Here is a 26,536-nt window from a genome sequence, read left to right on the forward strand (position 1 = left end):
CAATGTGCCGCCCTGGCCATCCTGGATCACCAGGTCGGCCGTGGTCTGGGAAGCGGTGGCCACTGGCTGGGTGTCGGGGCGTGTGGCCGGGGGCGTGGCGGGGGCTTCCCGGCGCAGGCGGATCCAGCCCATCTGGGCAACGAAGGGCACGGTCACGCGGTAGGCTTCAGCCACGCTGCTATGCAGGCCCACGCCGGCCGTGAAGGCAGCGCCGAAGGGGTTCAGGCGCAATCCGGTGGTCGCGGCCATGGTGAACAGTGCCGCGCTGCGCGATGCGGAGAGGCCGATCATGCTGGCGGCCCCTTTGGGCAGCGCCTCGTCGAGTTTGAATAGCCCGGTCAGCACCTTGGTGCTGGTGGCCCGCTCGAAACGCTCGCTGGCCGGTAGCTCCCGCCAGCCGGCACCGAACAGCGCCAGGGCGATCTGGCGTTCCTTGTCCGCCACGCTGGTTGCGCCGCTGCCGTTGAGCTTTTGGTACACGTCGTTGACGATCTCGGCGTAGGGCACCGCCGATTTCTTCAACAGGCGACGAGCCAGGTTCATTGCCGAATGCCCGCCGAACTGCTGCAGCTCATGGCCCAGCAGGTCGAGCTGCTGCTCGGTGTAGCCCGCCGCTCGCGAACTGTACTTGGCCTGTACCAGCTGCTTCTTGATGTCCGCATCCAGGCCGGCGCGGCCCCGGGAGAAGTCGGTGATGATGTCCACCAGAATGTCCACTTCCTCGGGCGTGGCGCTGATGAGGCTGGTGAACAAGTCGTCGTCGCAATCGATTCCTGAGGTTGCCATCGTGTGTCCTTACCTTTTTAACGGTGTATCGGGTAAAGGGAGCTGGTGCCCCCGTACAAGGTGGGGTGGGCTCAAGGCACCAGCCAGGTGCTGGTCGGCCTGGCGTCGCGCTGAATGGCGACAGCCTGGCAGTGTTCCAGTATCGGCAGGATGTAGGTGATGACGACGGTGCCTGGACGGCCGTCTGGTTGGCGACGAGCGGCGTGGCAAAGCGGGCCGGCGTTTTCTGGCGCTAGATTGGAGCGAATCTCCACTGCGTGTGCTTCCCCGAAGTGTCGGTTGCTGGCCAGGTAATCTAGCGTTTGCTGGAAGGCCGCACGGGTCAGGGTGATTGAGCTGTTGTTCGTGCCGGTTACCACCCTTACGTGGTCGTTGTTGACCGCCGCGATTCTGAAACGGGTGTTGCTGGCGTTGGAGGGCGTTCGCAGCTCCGTCCCCTGCAAGCGGCTGATCAGTGCCCAAAGAGTGTTATCGACTTGGGTAATGTGCTGCATGGCGTCCTTCCTTGTTGTTCGCTGGTCGTCTTCCTAGATTAGCGTGGCATGATGTCCGAATGACATCATTCTTTGGACTTACCCGTGTAACGATCCACGGCGGTCCTGCAGCTGCAATTAGGCGTGCAACAGGTGTCCTACCGCGTGTCGCCCGCATCGCGGGGCAAGCCCGCTCCCACGATGATTTCGATGGTGTCGATTGCCCTTCGCGGAACGTGCCTTCGCCTCTTTAATGTTGTCGTCCCTGGACTACTAAAATGAGCGATTTTTGTAGCCTCGGTGACACAAAGCCTCCTGGATGAACCACGGTCTGGAGTTGCTTGACCATGACCTTGACGTCCATGTCCGTTCAAGGCTCGTGGCCAAGCTTTATCGGCGCGTGACAATAACGCGGCGATGATCGAGCAGCTTTGCGTCTGAATTGCTGGGCAAAAGGTAATCCCGCTCGGGGTTGTCAGGTGAGCCTTGCCTTTATGGAATCTTGATCCCCAGTGAATTGAGAGTGGGTGTATCCATCCTGCCATTCACGGTCAGGGCACTATCCATTTGGAAGGCCATTAACGCGCCACGAGTAGCCTTGCCCAAGACCCCATCAATTGTGCCTTGATAGTACTGGCGAACCATAAGTGCAGTCTGTACGCGTTTGACCAAGTTGCTTTTCTGTTCGTTAGTCGCGCGGGTCTTTGACGTACCCGGGCTCGCTCCGGGAGCAGTGCCGGTCGACTGATAAAGGCTATTGCTACCTGAAGTACTGTGCGAAGTACTCGGCGCACTGTAGCTCCGCGTGCTCGTTGCGGGCGGGCTGTAGTAACGAGGCGCGCTATAGCCACCGGACCCGCTGTAATGGGAACTGTGGGAGCTATGGGACCGATGTGAGCTGTGCGAGCGATGTGCCGCATAAATGTTCACTGCGTCTGCGGCATTGAGCGTATCGGCAAAGACTGGAGGCTGCAGCTTGTCGCTTGGTTGCCAGTTCGCATCGGCAAGCGGTGTATGGCCCGCCTGTGCCAATGTGGTACCAGCCATCGGCAACAAGGTGATGCCACTGATCAGGATTTTCCAGCGGTCAAGCAATTTCACTGTGCACTCCTTGCATAGGCGCTAAAGGCCTCGGTCGATAGTTGTCGTACGCCGCGGCTCTGCCAGCGGTCAGTGTGGGATTTGAAGAACCCTGAGCAATGTTTGACGGCAGCGCATTGCTGACAGGTATCGATGAACAGGTTTTTCCAGTCGGAGATGCTCTGGCGGGCGAATCGTGAGAGGTGGGGTGGGGTCAAACACAAGGGCAGGTTGTAGATCGAAACCGGCATCCCACGGTTGAAGAGGAAATAGGCGGTTTGGCTCAATGCCTCTTGATAATCCACCGGGTCAATCCACAACTCCTCGTAGTGCTTTCTGGCCAGACCAGTACTTTCGATACCCATCAACGCAACGTGCCGTACGAAGGGGAGGTTCCTGAACACGTAATGGGCTAATTCAGGCAAGCGTGGTGTGGTCAGGCGACTGAGTACCACGCGTATCTCAATGATCTGGTTAGCGCGTGCGAGGTTATAGAGTCCTTGCACGGTTTCGCTGAAGGCGCCCGGGGACTGAACTACATGGTCATGGTCGACTGCGTTGTCGGCATACAGCGGGATGCCCCAACTCAACTGTGGGTGGCCTAGGACCGCGAGGGCTGCGATCCAGCTCGGATCTTTGAACAGCCGACCATTGCTGAGCACATGTATGGACTTCTGCGGCAAAACGGTTTTGCACTTGGCCAGAATCTCAAGCAGGCCATCGCGATAAAGTGTGGGCTCTCCGCCGCTGATCCCCAGGTTTTCCTCGCCTGCATCCATAAGGTCGATCAGTCGAAGGTTTTCCTCGATATGCCAGCGGTCATCGATATCTTTAGGCGGTTGCGAGCACATCAGGCAGAGGCTGTTGCAACGATCCGTCATGAACAGCAGGTTACTGTCTGACCCGCGTCGATAGAGCACTCTTACCAATGCATTGCCAGGGGTAAAGGCAATGACATCGCCAGGTTGAACGACATCCGGATCTTTGGGGGAATGCAGGTGCAGTCTGCCATTGTCGAACGGGCTAGTGAGTGCCTCTGGGGTCAGGAAACCGCCCACTGGCAATGAAAGCAGATGTGGATTTCGTTCAAGATCTTCGTTGGGTAACCAGAGCAGCAAATCATTGAATTGCGCGGTACCGGCGCAAACTGCGACTCCTTGCTCAATGAACTCATCCAGGGTGATGACCTTGAGCAGCTTTGGTTCATTCAGGTATTGAATTTCGAAGTGGGTATCTTTGCGCAGCATCGTCCTCAGCCCCTGTAGCCTGGGAAGCGAACATCGATGTATGAGCGCCTGTTCAACCAGGACAGCAGTACCCTTTGGACGTTGTCATCTCCGTCGCGTAGCAAGCCGAACAAGTGCTTTAACAGCCCCATGTTCTTCTTGCAGAAACTGCTGAACAACCGGTGTCCGATCGGATCACCTTGGCGAGCATAATGTTCGACCGGGTCTGCGCCGCAGTAGGGAACCAATGCGCAATCCGAACAGCCTGGCAATGCCTCCGCGACGCCACTGGCAAGTAGCGCCTCCATAACGGGTGAGGCCAAAAGTTCTGACAAGGGTTGCTGGACTGTGCCCAACCTTAAACCGTCTTCGCCCATCTCCAGCAGCATCCGAGCCTCGTCCGACGGGTAGACGTAACCGTCATAGTTGTAGACCAGCGCCGCTGTACCCGCGCCGGCGGGTGAGCGCAGGTCGACATAGCCGGATGAGAAGGGCGTCAGGATGTTCTTCAGCAGCAAGCTGGTGTAGCTCTCCGACAGGTAGGTTCCTTGCTGGTTGATCTTCAGCAGATAGGCCAGCGCCTTCGTGTAGAAGGTCAGGTACTGCTCAATCGGATAGTCAAGGCGATGTGCACTCTTGGAAGCAAACCCGTAAGGGCTGAGCGGTCTAAGTGAAATGCTGGAAAAACCCTGCTTTACGTATTCGTCGATGATAGCTTCAGGCTGTTCAAGGCTTCGAGAAGTCAACGTTGTCAGTGCGGAGACTGCGTCGTGTCCAAGATGCTCACGGACCCGTTTTATGCCTTCCACGGTGCGCTCGTAAGAGTCTCGTGAAGGCGTTGGGCGGTTGGCATTGTGCAAGGGCGCCGGTCCATCGAGGGACGTCGAGAACTGGATGCGGTGCTGTTTTGCGAAGTCGAGTACTTCGTCTGTCAGGTGGTGCAACGTTGTGGTAATGACGAACTGAATATCTCGTTGCTCGACCAAGTTTCGTGCAGCTACCCATTCGACAATCTGGCGTACACGTTCGAAGGCCAGAAGTGGCTCGCCGCCCTGGAACTCCACTGTCAGGGCGGGAGCGTTCGACTCGAACAAGCGATCAACAGCAGCGAGTGCATCCGCTTCCGATAAGTCATGGCCTGAGCCACCCAGCGGTGCGCGCGAAACTTGGCAGTACTGGCAGGTGTGGTTGCAGCGTAGCGTTACAACGAACAAGTGCAGGGCTGGGCCCTGGAAAAGAAAGTCTTTGCGGCTGCGATATTGCGCCGCCATTTCGGGAAAAGGGTCGTGACGTGTCGGTTCGTAGATGAAATGGCGAGCTAGCAGGTCCTTGTAGAAAGGTGTGCCTGTTTCTATGTCGAAGTAACTGAGGGCCCGCAACTGCGCGTCGTTCACGTGCATGTACTCGCCTGTATCGGAGGTGAGCAAAATGTCACGTTCATTTGCGGTGTTCAGGCGCATGAAGCGAAAGGGTAGCAGACGGTAGCCGTTAGCGTCGCTCGCAATCAGTGTCACCGCGAAACTCCGCATCCAGCAAGCGCTGCTCGAGCCAGCACCTCACGCAACCCAGCTGTCTCACGGTTGATGTGATCACGTAGGGCAAAGTCATTTAAATGCTGGAGGATCAGCGAATGCGCCTGCTCCTGAGGCAGGATGGCTTTCGCTTTAGCAGGGAAGGCAGTGAGGCTGATCTGGTCAGCTTCAATGCCGATCTGAATCGCGACTGTTTCAGCCAAGGCATAAGCGGTTCGTTGCACCACGCTTAGGGAATAGGCTGCGCTGTCGAGTTTCAGAATGACTGGCCATGTCATTGGAACCGATCCTTCAAATCCATTGGGAATGTATGGATTTTGCCGGCTAACGAGGCATAGTGCCATCATATTTTTTTACATTTGCATACATTCAGTCAGGATTTTGATGGGCGGTATAGGAAAAATGATGAGAGTGGGAAGCGTTGTATGAAAGCTTCCCAGGCTATGGATGATCCTCAGAATGTCGGTGGTAGTTCATGCTCGAAGGGCAGATCCGGGCCTGTTCGGGAGCAGGTGATCGCTGCGGCATGGATTGCGTAGGCGAGGATCGCATCGATGGTTTCATGGGGGAGCTTCGCCACACCGGCTGGGCTGTCTGCTCCGAGGCGTGCGAGGTAGGCGAGCACTGCAGCTTGGAAGGTGTCACCGGCGCCTACGGTGTCGCATACCGGCAACGAGGTATCCGCTGGGCGCTGCCATGAGCCGTGCGCGCAATGCACACTGGCACCGTCTGCTCCATGAGTAATGAAAACCAACCGGCAGCGTTCGTTAAGCCAGCCCCGCGCCACGTCACGAGTCTCCCGGCCCGGATAGAGCAGGGCGATATCTTCCTCACTGGCCTTGATCACATGCGCATGCCCGGCAAACGCTTCCACCTGCCGCCGCCACAGCGCCACATCCGGCTGCGGATTAAGCCGCACATTCGGATCCAGGCTGATCAGCCGCCGGTCCTGCTCGCGCTCCACCAGCGCCATCAGCGTATCGGCTACGGGCTTCACCACCAGGGTGTACGAGCCCACATGGATGCCCCGCACACGCTCATCCAACTCCGGCAGATGCGCCAGCGTCACCTGCCGATCCGCACAGCCTTCACCGCGAAACTGATACTGCGCCGAGCCATTGGCATCCAGCCCGACCATGGCCAAGGTGGTCGGTGCATCACTGGTTACCACATAGCGGCAGTCTACCCGTTCCTCTTCCAGCACCCGGCGCAGCCGGGCACCGAGGTAGTCGCTGGACAACCCGCCGAACAACGCTGACGCCACGCCCAGCCGGCGCAGGCCGACGGCCACGTTGAACGGCGACCCGCCGGCAATCGCGGTAAACCCCAGCTCGCTGCTGCGGCTGCTGTTTTCCAGGCTGAAGACATCGAACAGGGCCTCGCCACACACCAGGTACATGCAGTTCTCCAGAACGAAAGACAAGGGAAGGATACCCGCACTCAGCGTGCAGGCAGTTGCTCCCGGTAGCGTTGATAGGCGACCTCGTACGCGGCCTGTTGTGCCGGACGGGGCAGGGTTCGGGTGCTTTCGTCGAGGGCGACGCAGCGTTTGCACAGGGTTTCGAGGCTGTCGCCGTGGCCCAGTTGGCGACCGAGGCTCCAGGCGGCCTGGATCGCGGCGCCCAGGGCGGCGGCTTCGGTCTGTTGGGGGCACACCACTGGCAGGCCGAGCAGGTCGGCCAGTGTCTGGCGCCACAGCGGGCTTTTCGCCGCGCCGCCGACCAGGCGGATTTCGCTGCCTGGCAGGCCGCTGGCGCGCAGCAGGTCGAGGCCGTAGCGCAGGCTGAAGCAGGTGCCTTCGAGCACAGCGCGGCAGAGGTTGGCGCGGGTCAGGTTGGCGCTGGTCATGCCGTGCAGGCTGGCGGTGGCTTCGGGCAACGCGGGCACGCGTTCGCCGTCGAGGAAGGGCAGCATCAGCAGGCCGTCGGCGCCGATCGGGGCTTGGGCGGCAAGCTCAGTGAAACGCTCTAGGTCGAGCTCCAGCAGGTCGCGCACCAGGGCGCAGGCGCTGGTGAGGTTCATGGTGCAGATCAACGGCAGCCAGCCGCCGCTGGAGGCGCAGAAGGTCGCCACTTCGCCCTGGGCACTGACGTGGGGCTGGTCGGCGTAGGCGGCCAGGGTGCCGGAGGTGCCGAGGCTCAGGGTGATCATGCCGGGGGCGATATTGCCGGTGCCGATGGCGCCGAGCATGTTGTCGCCGCCGCCCGTGGCCACCCACGTCTGCTGGCTCAGGCCGAGGGTAGTGGCGGCCTGTTCGCGCAGGGTGGCGATGCAATCGCCGGATTCGACCAGCTCAGGTAGCGCAGCCAAAAGACGCTCGCCTGGCTCGATGTGCTGAAGGACATCGGGTGCCCAGGTCCGTCGGCGCACATCGTAGTAGCCGGTGCCGGAGGCATCGCCGGGCTCCGTGCAGGCGCGACCGGTCAGCCAGTAATTCAGGTAGTCGTGGGGCAGCAGGATATGGGCGAGGCGGTCGAACAGCTCGGGATGTTGGCGCTTGGTCCATAGCAACTTGGACAGGGTATAGCCTGGCGCGATCACCAGCCCGAGGCGCTCGAGCGAGCCTTGGGCACCGCCAAGGACATCGAGCAGTGCCTGGTTCTCGGGCGCGCTCTCGGTGTCGCACCAAAGCTTGGCCGGGCGCAGCACCTGGCCTTGGGCGTCGAGCATCACCAGGCCGTGCTGCTGGCCGGACACCGCCAGTGCGCGGATCGCGTGGCCATCCACACCGGCTTCTCGCAAGGCAGCGGACACCGCCGCACGCAAGGCATCCAGCCAGTCGGCGGGGTCCTGCTCGCGCCGGCCGTCACGGCCCTGGGGCGGCGCGTGGGCGGCGCTGCCCAGGCCGAGTACCTGGCCGCTGCCGGCGTCCAGCACCAGGGCCTTGGTGCCCTGGGTGCCGCAGTCGATGCCGAGGAACAATCCGTCCATTTCGAAACACTCCGTGTCAGTCGCCGAGGACCTGGCGCAGGGTTTCACTCACGCCGACTTCGCGCAAGCTGTCGTACAGGCGCTCGAAGGCGCTGACGAACGCCTTGGACGCGGGGATGGCGCTGCCGAAGATCGCTTCGTCGCCCAGCACCCGGGCGGCCAGGCCGTCGCGCTGCACCACACGCGCCTGGCAATCGGCGGCGCGGGGGTCGGGGATGCTGTAGCGGTTGCCGTGCTCGTCTTCGCCGCGCAGGTACAGGGCCCAGGCGGCGACCACCAGGGCCACGCGCTCCAGCGGCTTGCCGTCGGCGATCAGGCGGTTGGCGGTGGGCACGATGAACTTGGGGAACTTCGACGAGCCGTCGGAGCACACGCGCTCCAGCTGGTCGGCGATGGCGCGGTTGGCGAAGCGTTCGCCGAGGCTTTGTTTGTAGCGCTCAAGATCAATACCAGGCACCGGGGCCAGTTGCGGGGTCACGTCCTGGTCCATGAAGGTGCGCATGTAGCGGCGCAGCAGCGGGTCGGCGAGGGTTTCGTGGACGAAGCGGTAGCCTTGCAAAAAGCCCAGGTAGGTGAGGGCGAGGTGGCTGCCGTTGAGCAGCTTGATCTTCATCTCTTCATACGGGGTGACGTCGCGGGTGAACTGCACGCCGACCTTTTCCCAGGCCGGGCGGCCGGCGACGAAGGTGTCTTCCACCACCCATTGCAAAAACGGCTCGCACACCACCGGCCAGGCATCGTCGAGGCCGTGGCGCTCGCGCAGTTGCTGGCGGTGGGCGGGGCTGGTCATCGGGGTGATGCGGTCGACCATGGCGTTGGGGAAGCTGACGTGGCTGGCGATCCAGTCGGCCAGGTCGGGGTCGAGGCGCTGGGCGAAGGCCAGCAGGGCCTTGCGGGCGACGTCGCCGTTGTGCGGGAGGTTGTCGCATGACATCACGGTGAACGGGCCGGTGCCGGCTTCGCGGCGGCGGCGCAGGGCTTCGCAGAGGTAGCCGAACACGCTTTGCGGGGATTGCGGGTTGGCCAGGTCGTGCTGGATCTGCGGCAGGTCGGCGCGGAACTCGCCGGTGCTGTCGTCGATGCAGTAGCCGCCTTCGGTGATGGTCAGGGAGACGATGCGGATATTGGGTTCGGCCAGTTTGGCCAGCAGCGGTTCGGCACCGTCCGCAGCCAGCAGCATGCCGTTGATGGCGGCGATCACGCGGACCTTGGTGTCGGGCTGGTCGCCCAGTTCGAACAGGGTGTAGAGATGGTCCTGCCCGGCCAGGGCGTCGCGCATGGCGCGGTCTTCGCTGCGCAAGCCGACGCCGCAGATGGCCCAGTCGAGGCCTTCGCCGCCGTTCATCAGGGCGTCGGTGTAGGCGGCCTGGTGGGCGCGGTGGAAGCCGCCGACGCCGATGTGCACGATGCCCTGGCGCAGTTGGGCGCGGTCGTAGGAGGGGCGGGCGACGGTGGGCGGCAGTTGGCCGAGGTTGTGCTGGTTCAGTTTCATCCTGGAGTCCTTAGGCCGCTTGTTGCAGGCGTTTGTCGAGGGCCTGGCCGTTGCTGTCGAACAGGTGGCAATGGGCGGGATCGAAGGTCAGTTCCAGCGCCTCGCCAAAGGCTGGTGCGAAATCCCCGCGCACTCGCACGGTGAGCATTTCCCCGGAGGCGGCGCGCATATGGCAGTAACTGTCGCTGCCCAGTCGCTCGCTGACATCGGCGGTCACCTGCAGCGAGCCTTGGATACCTTGCCCGGCGCGGTCGATGTTCAGGTGCTCGGGGCGAATCCCCAGCGTCACCTGGCTACCGGTATGCAGTTCCCCCGCGCACAACGGCAGGGCGATGCGGGCGCCGCACTCAAGCGCCACCTCGCACTGGTTGCCCTGGTTACGGCTCAGGTGCCCACGCAAAAAGCCCATCTTCGGTGTCCCCAGAAACCCTGCGACAAACAGGTTGGCCGGATGGTGGTACAGCTCCAGCGGCGAACCGACCTGCTCGATGCGCCCGCCGTTTAGCACCACCACCTTGTCGGCCAGGGTCATCGCCTCGACCTGGTCATGGGTCACGTAGATCATGGTCGCCGCCAGCTCCTGGTGCAGGCGTGCCAGTTCCAGGCGCATCTGCACGCGCAGGGCGGCGTCGAGGTTGGACAGCGGCTCGTCGAACAGGAAAATTTTCGGGTTGCGCACGATCGCCCGGCCGATCGCTACCCGCTGGCGCTGGCCGCCGGAGAGCTGGCGGGGCTTGCGTTCGAGCAGCGGTTGCAGCTCGAGGATGCGCGCGGCGTTATCGACCTTGGCTGTCACCTCTTGCTTGCCGACGCCGGCCAGGTCCAGGGCGAACGACAGGTTCTTGCGCACGGTCATGTGCGGGTACAGGGCGTAGGTCTGGAACACCATGGCCAGGTCGCGCTTGGCCGGGGCGGTGTCGGTGATGTCGGTGCCGTCGAGGGTGATGCTGCCGCTGCTGACCTCCTCGAGGCCGGCGATCAGGCGCAGCAGGGTGGACTTGCCGCAGCCGGAGGGGCCGACGAAGACCACGAACTCGCGGTCGCGCACGTCCAGGTCGATGCCCTTGATGATGGCGTGGCCATCGAAGCCTTTGTGCAGGTTGCGGATTTTCAGGTCAGCCATGGGGGGTGTCCTCGGCGAAAGTCGGGGTTGGATGCGGGAATGCCGGGACCGCTTCGCGGTCCTTTCGCGACGCAAGGCCGCTCCCACAGGCGTGCGCGATCCCCTGTGGGAGCGGCCTTGTGTCGCGATTGGGCTGCAAAGCAGCCCCTGATAGAGGAGTCATTTGACTGCCCCAAACGAAAGCCCACGCACCAGCTGCTTCTGGCTGATCCAGCCAAATATCAGGATCGGCGCGCAGGCCAGGGTCGAGACGGCCGAGAGCTTGGCCCAGAACAGCCCCTCAGGGCTCGAATAGGACGCCACCAACGCGGTCAGCGGCGCGGCGGCGGACGAGGTCAGGTTCAGCGACCAGAACGCCTCGTTCCAGCACAGGATCAGCGACAGCAGCAAGGTCGAGGCCAGCCCGCCGCGGGCGATTGGCAGCAGCACGCGGACGATCTCCTGCCAGGTGCCGGCGCCGTCCAGCCGCGCGGCTTCGAGGATGTCCACGGGGATGTCCTTGAAGTAGGTGTACACCATCCACACCACGATCGGCAGGTTGATCAGGGTGTAGACGATGATCAGCGCCAGGCGCGAATCGAGCAGGCCGAACTGCTTGGCCAGCAGGTAGATCGGCATCAACACGCCCACCGGCGGCAGCATCTTGGTCGACAGCATCCACAGCAGCGTGCGCTTGGTGTGGCGGGTCTCGAAGAAGGCCATCGAGTAAGCCGCAGGCACCGCGATCAGCATGCACAGCAGGGTCGCCGAGAACGAGATCAGCACCGAGTTCCAGGCGTAGGCGAAGTAGTCGCTGCGCTCGTTGATGTGCAGGTAGTTCTCCAGCGTCGGCGCGAAGAGGAACTGCGGCGGTGTGGCGAAGGCGTCCAGCTCGGTCTTGAAGCTGGTCAGCAGCATCCAGAAAATCGGGAAGAAGATCACCAGGGCGATGGCCCAGCACAGCAGGCCGAGCAGCGCGTTCTTCAGGGTGCGGGTTTGCTTGAGTGTCAGCATGGCGGGCTCCTCAGCTGCGCGCGGTGAGGTTCTTGCCGATCATGCGAACCAGCACGATGGCGGCAATATTGGCGATCAGCACGGCGATCAGGCCACCGGCCGAGGCCATGCCGACGTCGAACTGCAGCAGCGCCTGGTTGTAGATCAGGTAGGCGAGGTTGGTGGACTCGTATCCGGGGCCGCCGCTGGTGGTGGTGAAGATCTCGGCGAACACCGAGAGCAGGAAGATCGTCTCGATCATCACCACCACGGCGATCGGCCGGGCCAGGTGCGGCAGGGTCAGGTGCCAGAAGATCGCCAAGGGGCCTGCGCCATCCAGGCGCGCGGCTTCCTTCTGTTCCTGGTCCAGCGACTGCATCGCGGTCATCAGGATCAGGATGGCGAACGGCAGCCACTGCCACGACACGATCAGGATGATCGACAGCAGCGGGTAGTGCGCCAGCCAATCCACCGGCTGCGCGCCGAACAGGCGCCACACGGCGGCGAGGATGCCCGACACCGGGTGGAAGATCAGGTTCTTCCACAGCAGCGCGCTGACCGTGGGCATGATGAAGAACGGCGAGATCAGCAGCACCCGCACCACGCCGCGGCCCCAGAACTCGCCGGCCTCCAGCAGCGCGGCGATCAGCACGCCGAGCACCACGCTGATCGCCAGCACGCTGCCGACCAGGGTCAGGGTGTTGAGGGCGCCGGGCATGAAGCCGGCGTCGGTGACGAAGAAGGCGAAGTTCTCAAGGCCCACGAACTGGTTTTCGCCTGGGTACAGCAGGTTGTAGCGGATCAGCGAGAAATACAGGGTCATGCCCAGGGGCACGATCATCCACAACAGCAGCAGCGCCACCGAAGGGCTGACCAGGAACCAGCCGGGGCCGACGCGGCGTTTGCCGGGGCGCGCGGTGGCGAGGCTCGGGGTGTCGAGGGCCGATGTGTTCATGGCGACTCCGTGTGCATCGGAAAGGGGCGGTCACCGCGCCGCAGGACGGCGCGGTCTACGGCGGTGCGAGCTACTTGGGGTAGCCGGCGCGCTTCATCTCGCGTTCAGTGGATTGCTGGGCCGAGGCCAGCACCTGGTCCACGTTCATCTGCCCGGTGAGCGCGGCGGAAAACAGCTTGCCGACCTGGGTACCGATGGCCTGGAACTCGGGGATGGTCACCAGCTGGATGCCCACATAAGGCACGGGCTTGAGGGTGGGGTGGTTGGGGTGGACGCGTTTGAGCGATTCCAGGGTCACCTTGGCGAACGGCGCGGCGGCCAGGTACGCGTCGCTGTAGGTCGAGGCGCGGGTGCCCGGTGGCACGTTGGCCACGCCTTCCTGCTCGGCCACCAGCTTGCCGTAGGCCTCGGAGGTGGCCCAGGTGCTGAAGGTTTTGGCGGCGTCCTTGGCCTTGGAGCTGGTGGGAATCGCCAGGGCCCAGGAATACAGCCAGGTGGCGCCCTTGTCGGTGACCTCCTTGGGCGCGAAGGTGAAGCCGACCTGGTCGGCGACCTTGCTCTGGGTCTTGTCGGTGACGAACGAGCCGGCGACGCTGGCGTCGACCCACATCGCGCACTTGCCGCTGTTGAACAACGCGAGGTTTTCGTTGAAGCCGTTGCTGGAGGCACCGGGCGGGCCGTATTGCTTGAGGGTGGTCACATAGAAATTCAGCGCGTTCTTCCACTCGCTGCCACTGAATTCGGGTTTCCATTGCTCATCGAACCAGCGCGCGCCGAAGGCGTTGGCCACGGTGCCGATCAGCGCCATGTTTTCGCCCCAGCCGGCCTTGCCGCGCAGGCAGATGCCGTACTGGCCCTGGTCGGGGTGGTTGAGTTTGGCGGCGAACTCGCCGAGCTGGGTCCAGGTGGGTTGCTCGGGCATGCTCAGCCCGGCTTTTTCGAACAGGTCCTTGCGGTAGTAGGTGATCGAGGCTTCGGCGTAGAAGGGCAAGGCGTACAGCGTGCCGTTGGCCGACAGGCCGTTGCGCACCGAGGGGAACACATCGTCGAGGTGGTAGTCGGCGGGCAGGTCGGTCATCGGCGCCAGCCAGCCCTTGGCGCCCCATAGCGCGGCTTCGTACATGCCGATGGTCAGCACGTCGAACTGCCCGCCCTGGGTGGCGATGTCGGTGGTCAGGCGCTGGCGCAGCACGTTCTCTTCGAGCACCACCCACTTGAGCTGGATGTCCGGGTGCTGCTGTTCGAACACCTTGGCCAGGCGCTGCATGCGGATCATGTCGTTGTTGTTGACCGTGGCGATGGTCAGGGTCTCGGCGGCCTGGGTGTGCAGCGGCAGGCTGAGGCAGGCGGCGGCCAGGCAGGCCTTGATCGAGTCGTTCATCGGTGAACTCCCTCGGGGATGACGTTATTGTTTTTGTGTCGCTCGCTGCCGATTACACCGTTGTGCGACGACGCCGACAAAGCCTCGCCTGCACCTTGGCTGATACTTTTTTGCTGTGCCGGGATTAGGTATTTCCCTGTGGGAGCGGCCTTGTGTCGCGAAAGGGCCCTCCCACAGGGATTGCGTACGACCTCGGCACATCGCCCCGATTCAGGCCCGGTTCTGCTCGGTAAGGCGCTGGGTCACCAGGCTGCGGTAGTCGGACGGGGTCATGCCCTTGAGCTGCAAGAAGCGCCGGTTGAAGTTCGACAGGTTGCTGAAGCCCGACTCGAAGCACACCTCGGTCACCGGCAGCTCGCCCTTGGCCAGCAGCTCGCACGACTTGCTCACCCGCAGCCGGTTGACGAACTCGACGAAGCCGCGCCCGGCGGCCTGCTTGAAAAACCGCGAAAAGTAGGTCGGCGTCATCCCCAGGTGCTCGGCCACCGCGTTCTGGCTCAGGTCCTGGGCGTAATGCTGGAAGATGTAGTCCACCGCCCGGTTGATGCGCTCGACGTTGTGCTCGTCGGCCAGCTGCGAGGAGGTGACGGTGGACAGCAGTTGGTAGTCCTCACAGGCGGCCAGCTGTTCCATGAGGATAAAAAAGTATCCCAGGCGGGTCATGCCGCGGCTGTCGGCGATGCGTTGCAGCAGCTGGCGGCTCTCGCCGATCAGCGCCGGGTCGCGGAACTCGATGCCGTAGCGCGCCCGGGCCAGCAGCGGGGCGAGCTGGGTGAGCTCGGAGAACACCTGGCTGCCGTCCTCGAGCACCTCGTCGGTGAAGTTGACCAGCATGTCGCGCTTGGCCACCACTTCGTCGGGGCCGACCTGGCTGATCCAGTTGTGCGGCAGGTTGGGGCCGGTGAGGAACAGCGTGTCGGGGGCGAAGTTGCCGATGTAGTCGCCGATGAACACCTTGCCTGCACTGGCAACGATCAGGTGCAGCTCGTATTCCTTGTGGAAATGCCAGCGCACCAGCGGGCTGGGGAAGCCGTGCTGACGGTAGATCAGCGAGGCGCCTTCATGGTCGTCCATCAACTCGTAGGATGGGTCGGTGACTTTGCTGGTTCTGGGCATGGCGGTGGCTGGGCCTGGCGGGGCGAGGTGTCATCGTAGCCTGAAGTGCTGGAGCAGGGCAGATGCTTTGCAGCCAAGGCATCCCTGGTGCCACCCGATGCAGGTCAATGCGGCCTTCGTGGGCGCGGCGATGCGACTTGTCTCGCGGTGGACAACCTATGCGGAGAATATTTCAGGTCCTGCAGCCTTTGTTTCGTTGTTTATGTAGGCCTTTTCCTAAAGGTGCCTTTTCCTGCCGGTAGCCCGTTGTAGCGCATTGGCGATCGCTTTAGTCTCGGCCTGCTCGTCGCGCTTCACCCGTCGGAACAGGCCGCACCACTGGGCAGCTTACTGCGCACGGATCGCGCAGTCAGGTATGGCGGTTCCGGAGGATGAAGCGCGACGGGCTCTTTCTTTTTCCAGGGGGCAAGGTCATGGACAAGGACGAACACGCAAAGGGCACCACAGACTTGAAGATCGTCAGCCTGGTCGGCCGCACCAAGCAGTTCTCGGTGCGCGACTGGGTGCAGGCGATCCCGGGGTTGCCGACCGAGGACGTGCTGCAGGAAACAACAATCATCCTGGGCTGTATCACATCGCTGACGTACCAGGCGTTGAGCCAGCCGAAAGAGGCACAGACGCTGATGCGGGCGACGTACTACCTCAGTGGCATGGCCAAGGCGATGATCGATGGGCAGTTGCCGGCCAAGTGTGAGCAAGGCGACAGTTGAACGTCGGCGTAACGGCAAGGGCCGCTTTCGAGCAAACGAAAGCGGCTTTTTCATCTGGAGGAAGTACGTGGCGTGGCACCAGCAAGGCTGATGCCTGACACCACTGCTCCGTAGCCTTAACTCACCCCGGCCAACCGTTTGATCTGCTCGGCAAAGTCCTTCTCGGCAATCTTCACCTCCACCAGCACCGGCCGATCCTCCACCATCAGCACCTGCGCCAGCAACCGTTCCAACTGGTCCACCGTCTCCACCCGATACCCCAGTGCGCCATACCCGCTCGCCAGCGCCGTATAGTCCAGCGCGGGCAGGGTATCGAACGGCGCAAACTCACCTTCGGGCGTGAACGCGTCAGGGTCGACGAAGGCTTGCTCGATCGCATACACCTGGTTGCTCATCACGAACACCAAGGCATTGACCTTGTTGCGCGCCAACGCCGCCAGTGACTGGCTGACCATCATGAACCCGCCGTCGCCGGCCACCACCACCGGGCGCCGGCCGCTGCCCAGCGCCACGCCCAGGGCGCAACCGGTCTCGTGGCCGAGCGAGCCCCAGATGGCGTCGGAGATGAAGCTGCCACGGGGCATGCCGTTGATGTTGCTGGCCACATACAGCGACGAGCTCTCGCCGAGGATCAGCGTGCTCGTCTGCCACAGGCGGTGCTCCTGGGCGAAGTTCACCAGGCTGTCGAAGAAGCTTGCGTAGCTCAGCGCGCAGGGCACCGCGCCGCTGCCCAGCAGTGGGCGCGAGGCGGCCAGTGCCGCGCTCGGGCGCGGGAACTGGGCGTCCACCTCCAGGGCCTTGAGCAGGGCATCGACGTAGTCGGGCAGACGCACGTTGGGGTAGTAGTCGGCGCCGGCGCGGGCCAGTTCGCAGTTCACCTGGACGATCTGGCCGTAGCGGGCCTTGAGCAGGTCCAGGTAGTCGTCGGTGAAGATCACGCCGATGGCCAGGATGCAGTCGCAGGCATCCACCCGGGCCGAGGTTTCCGGGCGCGAGGCGGGGCCGGCGTAGGTGCCGATGAACGGCGCCTGGCTCTCGTCGAGCGCGGTCTTGGCGTCGAGGGTGGTGGAAAAGGGCAGGCCGCAACTGTCGATCAGGCGCTGCACGGCGTCCTGCAGGCCGTAGCGGATGATCTCCACGCCCAGCAGCACCAGGGGCTGGCGCGCCTTCGCCAGGCGTTGCACGCTGGCTTCGACCAGGCTTTGCAGGGCCTGGGGATTGGACGGGCGCGGGGCCGGGGTCAGCTGGCCATGGGGGCGGCTGACCTCGGCGCCCCAGATGTCCTGGTAGGCCTCCAGGTAGATGGGCTGGCGGTGGGTGAGGGCGGCGATCAGCGCATTGTCGATCTGCCACGGCGCGCGGTGCGGGTCGGACAGGATCTCGCAGGCCACGGTCACTTGCTCCAGCACGTTGCGGTCGGCCTCGAAGTTGCCGGTGGAGTGGTGGAACAGCACGTTCTGGGCATTGGCCTTGAGGCGGTCGCTGGTCGAGGGGCTGGCGGAAATCACCACCACCGGGTTGCGCTCCACATAAGCGCCGGCGATGGCGTTCACCGCGCTGAAGGTGCCCACGCCGTACTGCAGCGACACCGCGCCCAGGCCGTGCACCCGGGCGTAGCCGTCGGCGCTGTAGGCGGCGCCCATCTCGTAGATCTCGCCCACGGCCTCGATGCCCTCGAAGGCATCCAGCGCGCTCATGAACTTCGAGCAGTAGTCCCCCGGAACCTGGAACACCTTGTCCAGGCCCAGTTCCTTGAGGCGGGTCAGCAGGTAATCGGCAACGGTGAAGGCGCTCATGGCTTGATCCCCGCGCAGATGTTCTGGGTGATGCCTTCAAGCACTTGCGAGGGATGCGTGGGCATCGGCGGCGTGGCGTAGTCGATCTCTTCCGGCGCTGGGGTCGGCAGCAACTGATAACTGGCGGGGAGCCAGTCAGGACGGGGCAGCTCGAAAAACTCCTGCAGCGCGGACTCGGCGGTGGTCAGCGCGCCTTCGACCCAGCCCTGACCGTAGGAGTAGGCCTCGCCGACGATGAACACCTGCTGGTCCTGCACCGGATGGCGCATCTTCTGGATGATCAGGTCCAGGCGATAGTTGGCCTTCCATTCGTGCCAGCCGCCGCCGTACGGGTCGGCGTCCCAGGCGTGGTACACCGCCGAATAGGGGGCCGGCAGCTCGATCTGGGCGTGCAGCTGAGTGACCTGGCGCTGGGCGATGCGCACCATCTCGTCGCTGATCTGGAACTGCGTGCGCGGCACCACGGCGTCGCTGGCGATGCGGCCTTCGAGGCTGCGCGGGGTGTAGCCGACGAACTCGGGGCCGTCTTCCAGGCCTTTCCAGAACGGCACGGTGCCGATGTCGTTGTAGGAGGCCATCAGCAGCGAGTTGTAGGTCTGTTCACCGCCGGGCTGCTCGCACTCGGTGCCCATGTAGTAGCACTGGCGGATCGGCAGGTCGGTGACCGAGCGTCCGGCCACCAGACCCAGGTTGCGCCACCAGGGTTGCTCATAGGCGAGGAACAGCTTGAACGCCGACTGCACCAGCACCGAGCCGAGGTTGTCCTTGAGCCACGGGTCGTCGAACAGCGGCGAGTCGATCAGCTCCAGCGAACGGCGCGGCAGGGCGAGGATCACCTGGCGGGCGTGGACGATGTCCTCGCCTTCGAGGTCGTGGGTCTTGCCGTTGACGGTCTCGGTGTGGCGCAGGTGCAGGCGGTAGGGGTACTCGGTGTCGTCGCTGTAGCTCAGGGCGGCCAGGCGGCGGTTCATCTGGATGCGCTGGTCGGCGGGCACCAGGCCGCCGGCCTGTTCGGTGAAGCGCCGGGCCAGGGTCAGCGGCAGGCTCTGGAAGCCATCCTTGAGCGTGCGGAACACGGTGGCGTCGCTGTATTCGGTGGCGGGCAGCTGGGTTACGGCGCTGGCGTTGGCGACGTTGGCCTCGTAGCCGCCGGCGTCCTTCATGAACTGGTAGCCCTCGTTGCTCAGCACGCGGTAGAGCAGGTCCCAGAATCCGTAGCGCCAGATCGGCTTGCCGAACACCTGCACTTGCATCTGCTCGGCCAGGCTCAGCTTGTCGAAGCCCGGGTAGATGCTGTTCATCACGTTGACCTGGAGGTCTTCGGGGTTGTAGCCGCGTTCGGTCCAGCCCAAGTCGTAGGGGATCTTGTGCGGCGCCTCGACGAAGTCGCGGAAACGGAAGCGCTGGCCGCGCAGGTAGAACAGGTTGTCCTTGGCGCCAATGGGCGCGTCCTTGGGCAGCTCGTTGCCCATGGGGAAGTCCTGGCTCGGCAGGCCCAGGTGTTGCACCAGCGTGTCGACCATCACATGGCCATCGGCGCCGGGCATGTAGCGCATGCCACCGACTTCGGCGACCACGTTGGGCAGGCCGGGCAGCTTGACGCTGAACAGTCTCCCGCCGATGCGATCACCATATTCGAACAACTGGATACGCTGGCTGTCGCCATGGGCCTGTTGCAGGCGCCAGGCGCTGTAGGTACCGGAGACACCGCCGCCGATGATGGCGACGTCCAAGGGTTGGGGCTGGCTCATCGCAAATTCCCTTTTGTTGTTGTGGGCAAGGAATCCATGTGAAGAGCCAGTATTGTCGAGGTTTGCTGGAATGCCAGTTTGCCATCATTGATTTTGGGGACGGTCCTGGGGGAGGGGGCTTCGTAGGAATGGGTAGTCTCGGCAAGGCCGCTCCCATAGGGGCAGGCGTCAATTTTGAACGCCCGGCAAGAGCGTTGCTCTCAGTCGGTTCGCAGGCGCCGCAAGACCGTCGCCAAGGCGACCGTCAGCGCTACGGCTACGCCCATCGCCAGGCTGATGGTCACGGCAACCCCCAGCCGCTCCAGCAACCCCCCCATCGCCAGGTAGAACGCGATCACCCCCACCGCGCCAATCGCATTGCCCCGCACCATCGCCGCCATCCCGGCTCGGCCGCCCTGCACATGGGCGAATACCACCAGCGGCCAGGCAATCACCGGAATCGGCGCCAGCATGCCGCTGGTGGCCGGCCCCAGCCAGCTGGCCAGGCTGGTGGTGACCATCAGCAGCGAGGTGGCGGACACCATGCGCAGCGGAATCTCCCAATATCGGTGTCGGGGGCGGGCAAGGGTGTTGGGCCTGGGCTCGCGGCCACTGGCGCGAATCAGCACGCCGATCAGCAGCAGCGCCACGGCCACCGACAGGTACAGCCCACCCCAGTGGGTGAAGGCATAGGCCGCCAGGCCATAGAACAGGATCGACAGCGCGACGGCCGGTGCGATACCGAGTCTGCGCGTGGCGAACAGGTAGAAGGTGTAGGTGGCCTGCACGGCCGCCAGCCCACCCAGTGCGCCGGGCACCGCGCCCAGGGCGAAGCCCGTGCCTTGCTCCAGGCACAGGAAGGTCATCACCAGGGCCGAGGTGATCGGCAGCCCGGACAGCAGCCCGCCAAGCAGGCCACCCCAGCGCCGCGAGGCGAGGGAGATGGCCCACATCAGCAGCGGGGTGACGACGAGTTTCAGGTAGAAAAGGGTCATTGCGCGGGGTTCCGGTTCTGCAAGGGGGCGCCCGCCGTCGGCATTGGGTGGGGCGCAGGTGAATCAGCCTCGGCTGGCCTCCAGTGCCTGGGCGAGGTCGGCGATGATGTCGTCGCTGTGCTCGATGCCGATCGACAGGCGCACCATGTCGCGCGGCACGCCGGCTTTTTCCAGCTCTTCGTCGTTGAGCTGGCGATGGGTGGTGGAGGCGGGGTGGCAGGCCAGCGACTTGGCGTCGCCGATGTTGACCAGGCGCACCACCAGTTGCAGCGCATCGATGAAGCGCGCCCCGGCGGCCTGGCCGCCCTTGATGCCGAACGACAGGATCGATGCCGGCTTGCCGCCGGTGTAGCGCCGGGCCAGTTCGTGCTCGGGGTGGTCCGGCAGGCCTGCGTACTTCACCCAGGCTACCTGGTCGTGCTCCTGCAGGTAGCGGGCGACCTTGAGTGCGTTCTCGGTATGGCGCTCCATGCGCAGGGCCAGGGTCTCCAGGCCTTGCAGGATCAGAAAAGCATTGAACGGCGACAACGCGGCGCCAGTGTTGCGCAGCGGCACCACGCGGCAGCGACCAATGAAGGCGGCGGGGCCGAAGGCTTCGGTGTAGGTGACGCCGTGGTAGGACGGGTCGGGGGTATTGAGCAGGGCGAAACGCTGCTTGTGCTCGGCCCAAGGGAATTTGCCCGAGTCGATGACGATGCCGCCGATGCTGGTGCCGTGGCCGCCGATGTACTTGGTCAGCGAGTGCACCACGATATCGGCGCCGTGCTCGAACGGGCGGCAGAGGATCGGCGTGGCCACGGTGTTGTCGACGATCAGCGGCACGCCATGGCGATGGGCTGCCTCGGCCAGCGCGGCGATATCGACGATGTTGCCGGCGGGGTTGCCGATCGACTCGCAGAACACCGCCTTGGTGCGTTCGTCGATCAGCGCCTCGAGGGCGGCGATGTCGTCGTGGGCGGCGAAGCGGGTGGTGATGCCCATGCGCGGCAGGGTGTGGGCCAGCAGGTTGTAGGTGCCACCGTACAGCTTGGCCACCGAGACGATGTTGTCGCCGGCCTCGGCGACGGTCTGGATGGCGTAGGTGATGGCGGCCATGCCCGAGGCCACGGCCAGCGCGCCGACACCGCCCTCAAGGGCGGCCATGCGCTGCTCGAGCACGTCGTTGGTGGGGTTCATGATGCGCGAGTAGATATTCCCGGCCACCTTCAGGTCGAACAGGTCGGCGCCGTGCTGGGTGTCGTCGAAGGCGAACGAGGTGGTCTGGTAGATCGGCACGGCCACTGCCTTGGTGGTCGGGTCGGGGCTGAAGCCCGCGTGGATGGCGAGTGTTTCCAGCTTCATGCGGTCGTTCCTTGAGCGTGGGGGTGGAAGCGTTCGAGCATGGAGCGGGCCGCAGGTGCGGGTCAAGTGTCACACGGGCGGTGCGGCCAGGCCCGGCATCGGTCGGGCCTGGTTCGCGCGGCTGCTCAGGCAGAGGTCGTGCTGTCGAGCGGCAGCAGGGATCGTTTCGGCAACAACGTCATGATCTGTTCGAACTGTCGGCGCTTGCTCCAGTCATCGTAGTCACCGATGACGTACAGCCGCTCCCTGGCGCGGGTGACTGCAACGTTGAGCAGATTCGGGGTTTCCACCGCCCAATCTCGCGCACCTTGGCTGTCGGCGCTTCCGCCCAGCAGCAGTACGATGATCTGCGCTTCCTTGCCTTGCATGGTATGAATGGTCCCGTAGACGATCTGGGCGGGCAAGAATGTCGAGAGTTTGCTCCGTACGTCTTGAAACGGCGTAATGACCGTGATCGCGTCCTTTGGCACACCATCGGCCTCAAGGCGTTCCAGCAGACGTTTGAGCATGATGCCTTCCTGACGGACCCAGTTGCCTGACGAAGGACCGGGAGCATGCAGCCAGCCGGAGGGAAGGCTGGCCTTGGTAGCTTTCGCGGGTTCCGGCGTGCCCGTGCCATAGACCATAGCGCCGGCATAAGCGATACGGTTTGCCATCTCGAACATTGGACGGTCGCAGCGGCGATGGACCACCAGTGGTAGGCCTACCCAGGTCTGCGCCTCCTTTGGGCCCAGCATCTTGCCCCATCGCGTGGCGAGGTCGGCAAGGGACTGGGCGGACTGGCGATTGCAGATCCAGTGCGGATCGACCTGGTAGTGGTTTCGCATGTGCTCAAGCACCGCATCGCATACCGGCACGATGGGCGGCAATTGCAGCGGATCGCCGACCAGCACGGCGCGGCGTGCACGCCATAGGGCGCCTACGGCAGCCTGTGGCGTGGCCTGGCCGGCCTCGTCCACCAGCAGCCAGCCAATTTCTTCACAGCCAAAGCTGCCGAACGATCGGGCGAACGAGGCGAAGGTACTGCTCAGGACCGGAACCACCATGAACAGTGATGCCCAGATCGACCGGCTCAGGTCTTGGGAAATGCCCAGATACTGGCTGCCTGTCAGTTGTCGGGTGATGCAGTAGAGGTTGGCGCTCAAGCGCTTCGCCTCGATCTGGAACAGGGTCTTGTGCAGGCCGAGTGCCTCGATGAACACCCGTGCCCGTGCCTGGCGCCAGCCTTTCAATTGCCAGGGCTCGAGTTTCTCAATGGCCTCCCCACGGCCAATATCCCCCTGCGTCAGCCAGGGCAGCAGATGCTCGGCTCCCCCCACGACGGCAAGTTGCCGAGCTGTTTCGACGTCGGTGTGCAGTGCAGCCTCTGCAAGCCCAAGCTGCTGCTTGACGGCTTCGAGCTGCAGTTGATGCATCTGTAGCTGCTCGGAAAGGCGCGCATCCTGTTTCATGGCGGTGGCGTAACTGTCGCTGCAAAGCTGGTGGCGTTGCTGCAGATAGGTACGTTGCGCACGCCATGTGCGGCCCGCCCCCCCGAGGGTGACGAGATTGCGCCATATGCCGGGCCGTTGGCCGACGTGGCTGTCCAGGGCATCCAGCGCATTTCTCAGTTGGTTCCGGGCTGGCAGCAGATTCGCGTTCTCGTGGTCTAGCTGGCCGGCCTTGAGTCGCTCATGGGCGCGCCAGTGAGCGTCATGCTCAGCCTGTTGAAAGGTCAGCGCCGTTCGACTTTCACGAACGGCATCGATTCGTTGATTGATCGCCGCGGTTTGCTCACACAGCGCGTCGGCTGCTTCCTTGCTGGCGGTGTAGCGACGTTTTGCCGCTTTCCAGCGTGCCTGGCGTTCGCTCTCGGGGATGCTGTTGGCCGGGTTGCTCAGCCAGCCGATGAACCCCCGAGGACCGGTCGGCTTGTCGGATACGTCGATATCCGCGGTGTAGCTGTCTTCGTGCTCAGCGAGCACGTCGGCGGTCTGCAGGTCGTTTGCGGCTTCGCTCGTTCGTGCCTTTTTCTTCTTGGGGGGGGCTTCACCGTAGAAAAACTGGCTGACGAACTGCTTGCGCTTGGTCTTGCTGCCCAGTGCCGCAGAGATCAATCCCCAGGCCGGCTGGTCGATCAGCAACGTGGCGATGTCAGCGAAATAATCGATTTCGCCAAGCCAGGAGGGGTCGACCTTTCCGGCCTGCGGCAGCTCCAGCGTGATGTTTTCCACCGCGCCATTATTGCTCGAGGCTACCACCACTTCGAAACCGAACAGCTCGGGATTCAGGCGGTAGCCTTTCTGCGGCCGCCCGCCGTCGTTGAGCTCCTCGCAGCCATTGTTGAGAAAGGCCTGGGAAGCCCTGTCGAACGAGGCGAGCACATCGGCTCTGCGGGTCACCACGGCCGCGATCAGGTCGCGCAACAGCGTGGTCTTGCCTGTTCCTGGTGGGCCGTTGACCCCCATGACTCCAGCACTTTCACCGAGTTCGGCCAACAGGCTGTTGACTGCCAGCTGTTGCGAGTGCACCAGGCCAAGATGCTTATCGCTCGGCCAGCAGCCCGGCGCATGGCGATGGGGATAGAGACGCTCGATGATCGGCAGCGAGGCATGCGGCTGGTCCAGGTGCAGCCGTTGGCCTGGGGCATGTTCACGCAGGTACTGGGTGAGCGCGGTACTGGACACGCCGCGATCCAGCGCCGATGCGACATGAGTGAGGTCATCGAGCAGGAAGCTGTTGAGTGGATCGTCCTGAGGTGCAGGCTTTTCTGGGTCGATCGGGGTGGAGCGCACCCTGTGGCGGTGAGCGGCATCGCCGAAGAATGCCTCCAGCCCCAACGCTTGAACAATCGCCAGGGTCAGTTCATGCAACGCATCGCTGGTGACGACGGTGCCAAGCAACTGACAGGCCAGTTGGCGGGCGTCGTCCTGCGCGCTGGCGAAGCCATGCTCCCAATTCCGCTCGGCAAGCACGCAACCAAGAAACCAGGCTTCGCTGGACAGCACCAGGCTGTCCGGTACCAGCATGCCTTCGGCGCTGAAGCGCAGGGCGAACAGGGCCGTTTCCCGCGACTGTGGCTCGCTGTAGCCCTGGTCGGCGCCAAACCGCTCCCTCAGGGCGGTAGTCACCGCCAGGCTGTCGTAAAGGTGGGCGAACAGGCTGTGGCTCCATACGCGTTTTTCCGGCAGTTTCTGTTTGCCCACCAGGCTGCCGGGCATCCAAGGCAGCGGGTCGTCCTGGCTGCGGATGTCGTGAAAGAACGGCAGATAGATGTCGTCCTCGTCACGGATGTTCAGTTTGGGGACGGGTTGAGGTTGCAACAATTCGATGGCGTGCCAGTAGCGCACGATGTTTGACGGGTTCATCGACATCCTTGAAAACGGGGCCTGGGGATCCGGGCGGTCGCTCTAGGCAAAAATGCGGCATGTGAACTGCGGCGCGTTGGCGTCCTGCCGCGCTGACAAGATGGGCTTCAGGGTAGAAGCCAGGTCGTGGTCGGGGTGATGGCGCGCTGTATGCCGACCGCCTGGCAGTGCTCGAGAATAGGCAGGATGTAGGTGATGACCATGCGCCCAGGGTTGCCGTTGGGCTGAAGACGCGCCGCCAGGCAGACCGGGCCGGCCAGTGCCGGATCCTTGTTTGAGGCGACCGGGACTGCGTTGGAAACGCCGAAGTGCCCGTTGGCTGCGAGATAGTCCAGTGTTTGCTGGAACGCCCCACGGCTGATGGTCAGGCTACTGGCCTGGGCGCCGGTGGTGATCGTCAGGTTGTCGGCACCCACCGTGTCGACCTGGAAGCGGGCGTTGCTTGGCGTGTGGGGTGTTTGCAGCTCCTGACCCTGCAGGCGAGTGATCAGCGCCCAAAGGGTGCTGTCGACCTGGGTGATGTATGGCATGAGAAGACTCCTTGTGATCTCGGCGAGCAGGCGTGCATCGGATCCAATGATGCGATGGCTGAGTGTATACCGCGAGCTTAACGCGATTTGATGGCTTCATGATATTGCCAGCTGCCCTGTGGCGTTCCCCTGCGGTCGCTCAATATGGTGCTTGCAAGCGCGTCGTTTCCTCTTCGAGATAGCCGACCAGCGCCGCCACTTCTGTTTCCCCCAATCGCATGTTGGGCATCGCCAGCTGGTTGTACTGCGCGTACAGCAGCATCGCCAGCGGGTCTTTCTCCGCCAGCATCCGGTCGGGCTCCATCAGCCAGCGCTTGAGCCAGGCCTCGTCACGCTGGCGGGTCACTCCCAGCAGGTCCGGACCGATACCTCGGGTGGCGCCGGGCTCGGCCTCGCCCAGGGTATGGCACGACGAGCAGCGGGTCCTGAACAGTTGTTCGCCCGCGCTGGGCGGGCGAATGTCGGGGGCCTGGGTGTAGTCGTGGTGCTGGGCGCTGGCGGTCTTCCAGTTGTGCAGGCTGTTGGCCAGGCGGTCGGCGAGGATGTACGGGCTTTCGAAGGGCGAGGCCTTCATCCAGCGGCCGGTGGCCTGGTTGCCGATGATCAGGCTGAGGTTGTGGTCCTTGCTGCGGCCATTCTCAAGGCCCTCGATGTACAACCCGAGGCTGCGACGCAGTTGCTCGATGTCGGCGGCTGCGCCGGTAAGCAAGGTCCAGCCCGGGCCGATGGCGAACTTCTCGGCGTAGCGCTTGAGGGTGGCGGGGGTGTCGTTAAAGGGATCGATGCTGATCGAGTAGATGAAGATGTCCTGGCCGACGCGCTCGCCCAGCAGCTTCTGCACCTGGCGCAGGCGGGCGGTTTCCACCGGACAGGAGTCGCCGCAGCCGGTGAAGATGAAATTGATGGCCACCACCTTGCCCTTGATCAGGTCGTCGAAAAAGCGCACCTGTTGGCCGTCCTGGGTGAGCAAGGGGATGTTGGGAAAGTAGTCGGCGCCCCAGGGGGTGGAGGGTGTTGCGC

The 26,536-nt window shown here is 63.6% G+C and carries 21 protein-coding genes and 1 pseudogene; 1 reads left to right on the top strand and 21 read right to left on the bottom strand.

All coding sequences use genetic code 11. The features are described 5' to 3' along the window. From CC207_RS05455 to CC207_RS05520, 14 genes and pseudogenes are all read right to left on the bottom strand, one after another. Positions 1-786 (bottom strand): annotated as a pseudogene (locus CC207_RS05455) (hypothetical protein); the annotation flags it as partial. A gap of 71 nt (positions 787-857) precedes the next feature. Then, positions 858-1,280, bottom strand: coding sequence for a hypothetical protein (locus CC207_RS05460; protein ID WP_084942470.1), 423 nt, complete (start codon positions 1,278-1,280; stop codon positions 858-860). 471 nt (positions 1,281-1,751) lie between these two features. Beyond that, entirely contained in the window at positions 1,752-2,360 is a 609-nt protein-coding gene (gene hxsA, locus CC207_RS05465; protein ID WP_036986456.1) for a His-Xaa-Ser repeat protein HxsA, read from the bottom strand. Next, a complete protein-coding gene (gene hxsC / locus CC207_RS05470) occupies positions 2,357-3,586 on the bottom strand; it encodes a His-Xaa-Ser system radical SAM maturase HxsC (RefSeq protein ID WP_028692031.1) in 1,230 nt (409 codons plus the stop codon). The genes hxsA and hxsC overlap by 4 nt, the downstream gene beginning before the upstream one ends. Positions 3,587-3,591: 5 nt before the next feature. Next, positions 3,592-5,079, bottom strand: a complete 1,488-nt coding sequence (gene hxsB, locus CC207_RS05475) for a His-Xaa-Ser system radical SAM maturase HxsB (RefSeq protein WP_088851705.1) — start codon at positions 5,077-5,079, stop codon at positions 3,592-3,594. Further along, complete coding sequence (hxsD, locus tag CC207_RS05480) at positions 5,076-5,375, bottom strand: His-Xaa-Ser system protein HxsD (protein ID WP_028692029.1); 300 nt, start codon at positions 5,373-5,375, stop codon at positions 5,076-5,078. Before hxsD ends, hxsB begins: the two co-directional genes overlap by 4 nt. 176 nt (positions 5,376-5,551) lie before the next feature. Further along, complete coding sequence (locus tag CC207_RS05485) at positions 5,552-6,496, bottom strand: carbohydrate kinase (RefSeq protein ID WP_088851696.1); 945 nt, start codon at positions 6,494-6,496, stop codon at positions 5,552-5,554. A 41-nt stretch (positions 6,497-6,537) separates the two neighbouring features. Then, positions 6,538-8,028, bottom strand: coding sequence for a xylulokinase (gene xylB, locus CC207_RS05490; RefSeq protein ID WP_088851697.1), 1,491 nt, complete (start codon positions 8,026-8,028; stop codon positions 6,538-6,540). Positions 8,029-8,044: 16 nt separating this feature from the next. Next, positions 8,045-9,520: a mannitol dehydrogenase family protein gene (locus CC207_RS05495; protein ID WP_088851698.1), complete on the bottom strand. Its 1,476-nt coding sequence runs from the start codon at positions 9,518-9,520 to the stop codon at positions 8,045-8,047. Positions 9,521-9,530: 10 nt separating this feature from the next. Continuing rightward, positions 9,531-10,643, bottom strand: coding sequence for an ABC transporter ATP-binding protein (locus CC207_RS05500; protein ID WP_028692025.1), 1,113 nt, complete (start codon positions 10,641-10,643; stop codon positions 9,531-9,533). Positions 10,644-10,802: 159 nt separating this feature from the next. Then, positions 10,803-11,636, bottom strand: coding sequence for a carbohydrate ABC transporter permease (locus tag CC207_RS05505; RefSeq protein ID WP_028692024.1), 834 nt, complete (start codon positions 11,634-11,636; stop codon positions 10,803-10,805). A gap of 10 nt (positions 11,637-11,646) precedes the next feature. Further along, positions 11,647-12,570, bottom strand: coding sequence for a carbohydrate ABC transporter permease (locus CC207_RS05510; protein WP_011533228.1), 924 nt, complete (start codon positions 12,568-12,570; stop codon positions 11,647-11,649). 70 nt (positions 12,571-12,640) lie between these two features. After that, a complete protein-coding gene (locus CC207_RS05515) occupies positions 12,641-13,951 on the bottom strand; it encodes a sugar ABC transporter substrate-binding protein (protein WP_088851699.1) in 1,311 nt (436 codons plus the stop codon). Positions 13,952-14,161: 210 nt separating this feature from the next. Continuing rightward, positions 14,162-15,067, bottom strand: coding sequence for an AraC family transcriptional regulator (locus CC207_RS05520; protein ID WP_088851700.1), 906 nt, complete (start codon positions 15,065-15,067; stop codon positions 14,162-14,164). A 371-nt stretch (positions 15,068-15,438) separates the two neighbouring features. On the opposite strand from CC207_RS05520, the gene CC207_RS05525 reads away from it, so the two are divergent. Next, positions 15,439-15,777, top strand: coding sequence for a DUF3077 domain-containing protein (locus tag CC207_RS05525; RefSeq protein WP_051555731.1), 339 nt, complete (start codon positions 15,439-15,441; stop codon positions 15,775-15,777). Between the two features lie 116 nt (positions 15,778-15,893). Here CC207_RS05525 and CC207_RS05530 read toward each other — a convergent pair whose 3' ends face one another. From CC207_RS05530 to CC207_RS05560, 7 genes are all read right to left on the bottom strand, one after another. Further along, the gene (locus tag CC207_RS05530) at positions 15,894-17,573 is read right to left on the bottom strand and encodes an alpha-keto acid decarboxylase family protein (RefSeq protein WP_088851701.1); all 1,680 of its coding nucleotides are present in this window, start codon (positions 17,571-17,573) and stop codon (positions 15,894-15,896) included. Next, positions 17,570-19,324, bottom strand: a complete 1,755-nt coding sequence (locus CC207_RS05535) for an FAD-dependent oxidoreductase (RefSeq protein WP_088851702.1) — start codon at positions 19,322-19,324, stop codon at positions 17,570-17,572. Before CC207_RS05535 ends, CC207_RS05530 begins: the two co-directional genes overlap by 4 nt. 200 nt (positions 19,325-19,524) lie before the next feature. Next, complete coding sequence (locus CC207_RS05540) at positions 19,525-20,298, bottom strand: hypothetical protein (RefSeq protein WP_088851703.1); 774 nt, start codon at positions 20,296-20,298, stop codon at positions 19,525-19,527. Between the two features lie 63 nt (positions 20,299-20,361). Beyond that, the gene (locus tag CC207_RS05545) at positions 20,362-21,639 is read right to left on the bottom strand and encodes a bifunctional O-acetylhomoserine aminocarboxypropyltransferase/cysteine synthase (RefSeq protein WP_028692017.1); all 1,278 of its coding nucleotides are present in this window, start codon (positions 21,637-21,639) and stop codon (positions 20,362-20,364) included. Between the two features lie 125 nt (positions 21,640-21,764). Continuing rightward, positions 21,765-24,986: an ATP-binding protein gene (locus CC207_RS05550; protein WP_088851704.1), complete on the bottom strand. Its 3,222-nt coding sequence runs from the start codon at positions 24,984-24,986 to the stop codon at positions 21,765-21,767. 107 nt (positions 24,987-25,093) lie between these two features. Next, positions 25,094-25,516 (bottom strand): hypothetical protein, encoded by a 423-nt coding sequence (locus tag CC207_RS05555; protein ID WP_028692015.1) that lies wholly within the window; start codon positions 25,514-25,516, stop codon positions 25,094-25,096. Between the two features lie 139 nt (positions 25,517-25,655). After that, positions 25,656-26,536 (bottom strand): SCO family protein (locus CC207_RS05560; RefSeq protein WP_088851706.1); only part of this gene is annotated, 881 nt, incomplete at its 5' end.

The sequence above is a fragment of the Pseudomonas sp. DrBHI1 genome, from assembly GCF_002205115.1.
Taxonomy (GTDB): Bacteria; Pseudomonadota; Gammaproteobacteria; order Pseudomonadales; family Pseudomonadaceae; genus Aquipseudomonas; species Aquipseudomonas mosselii.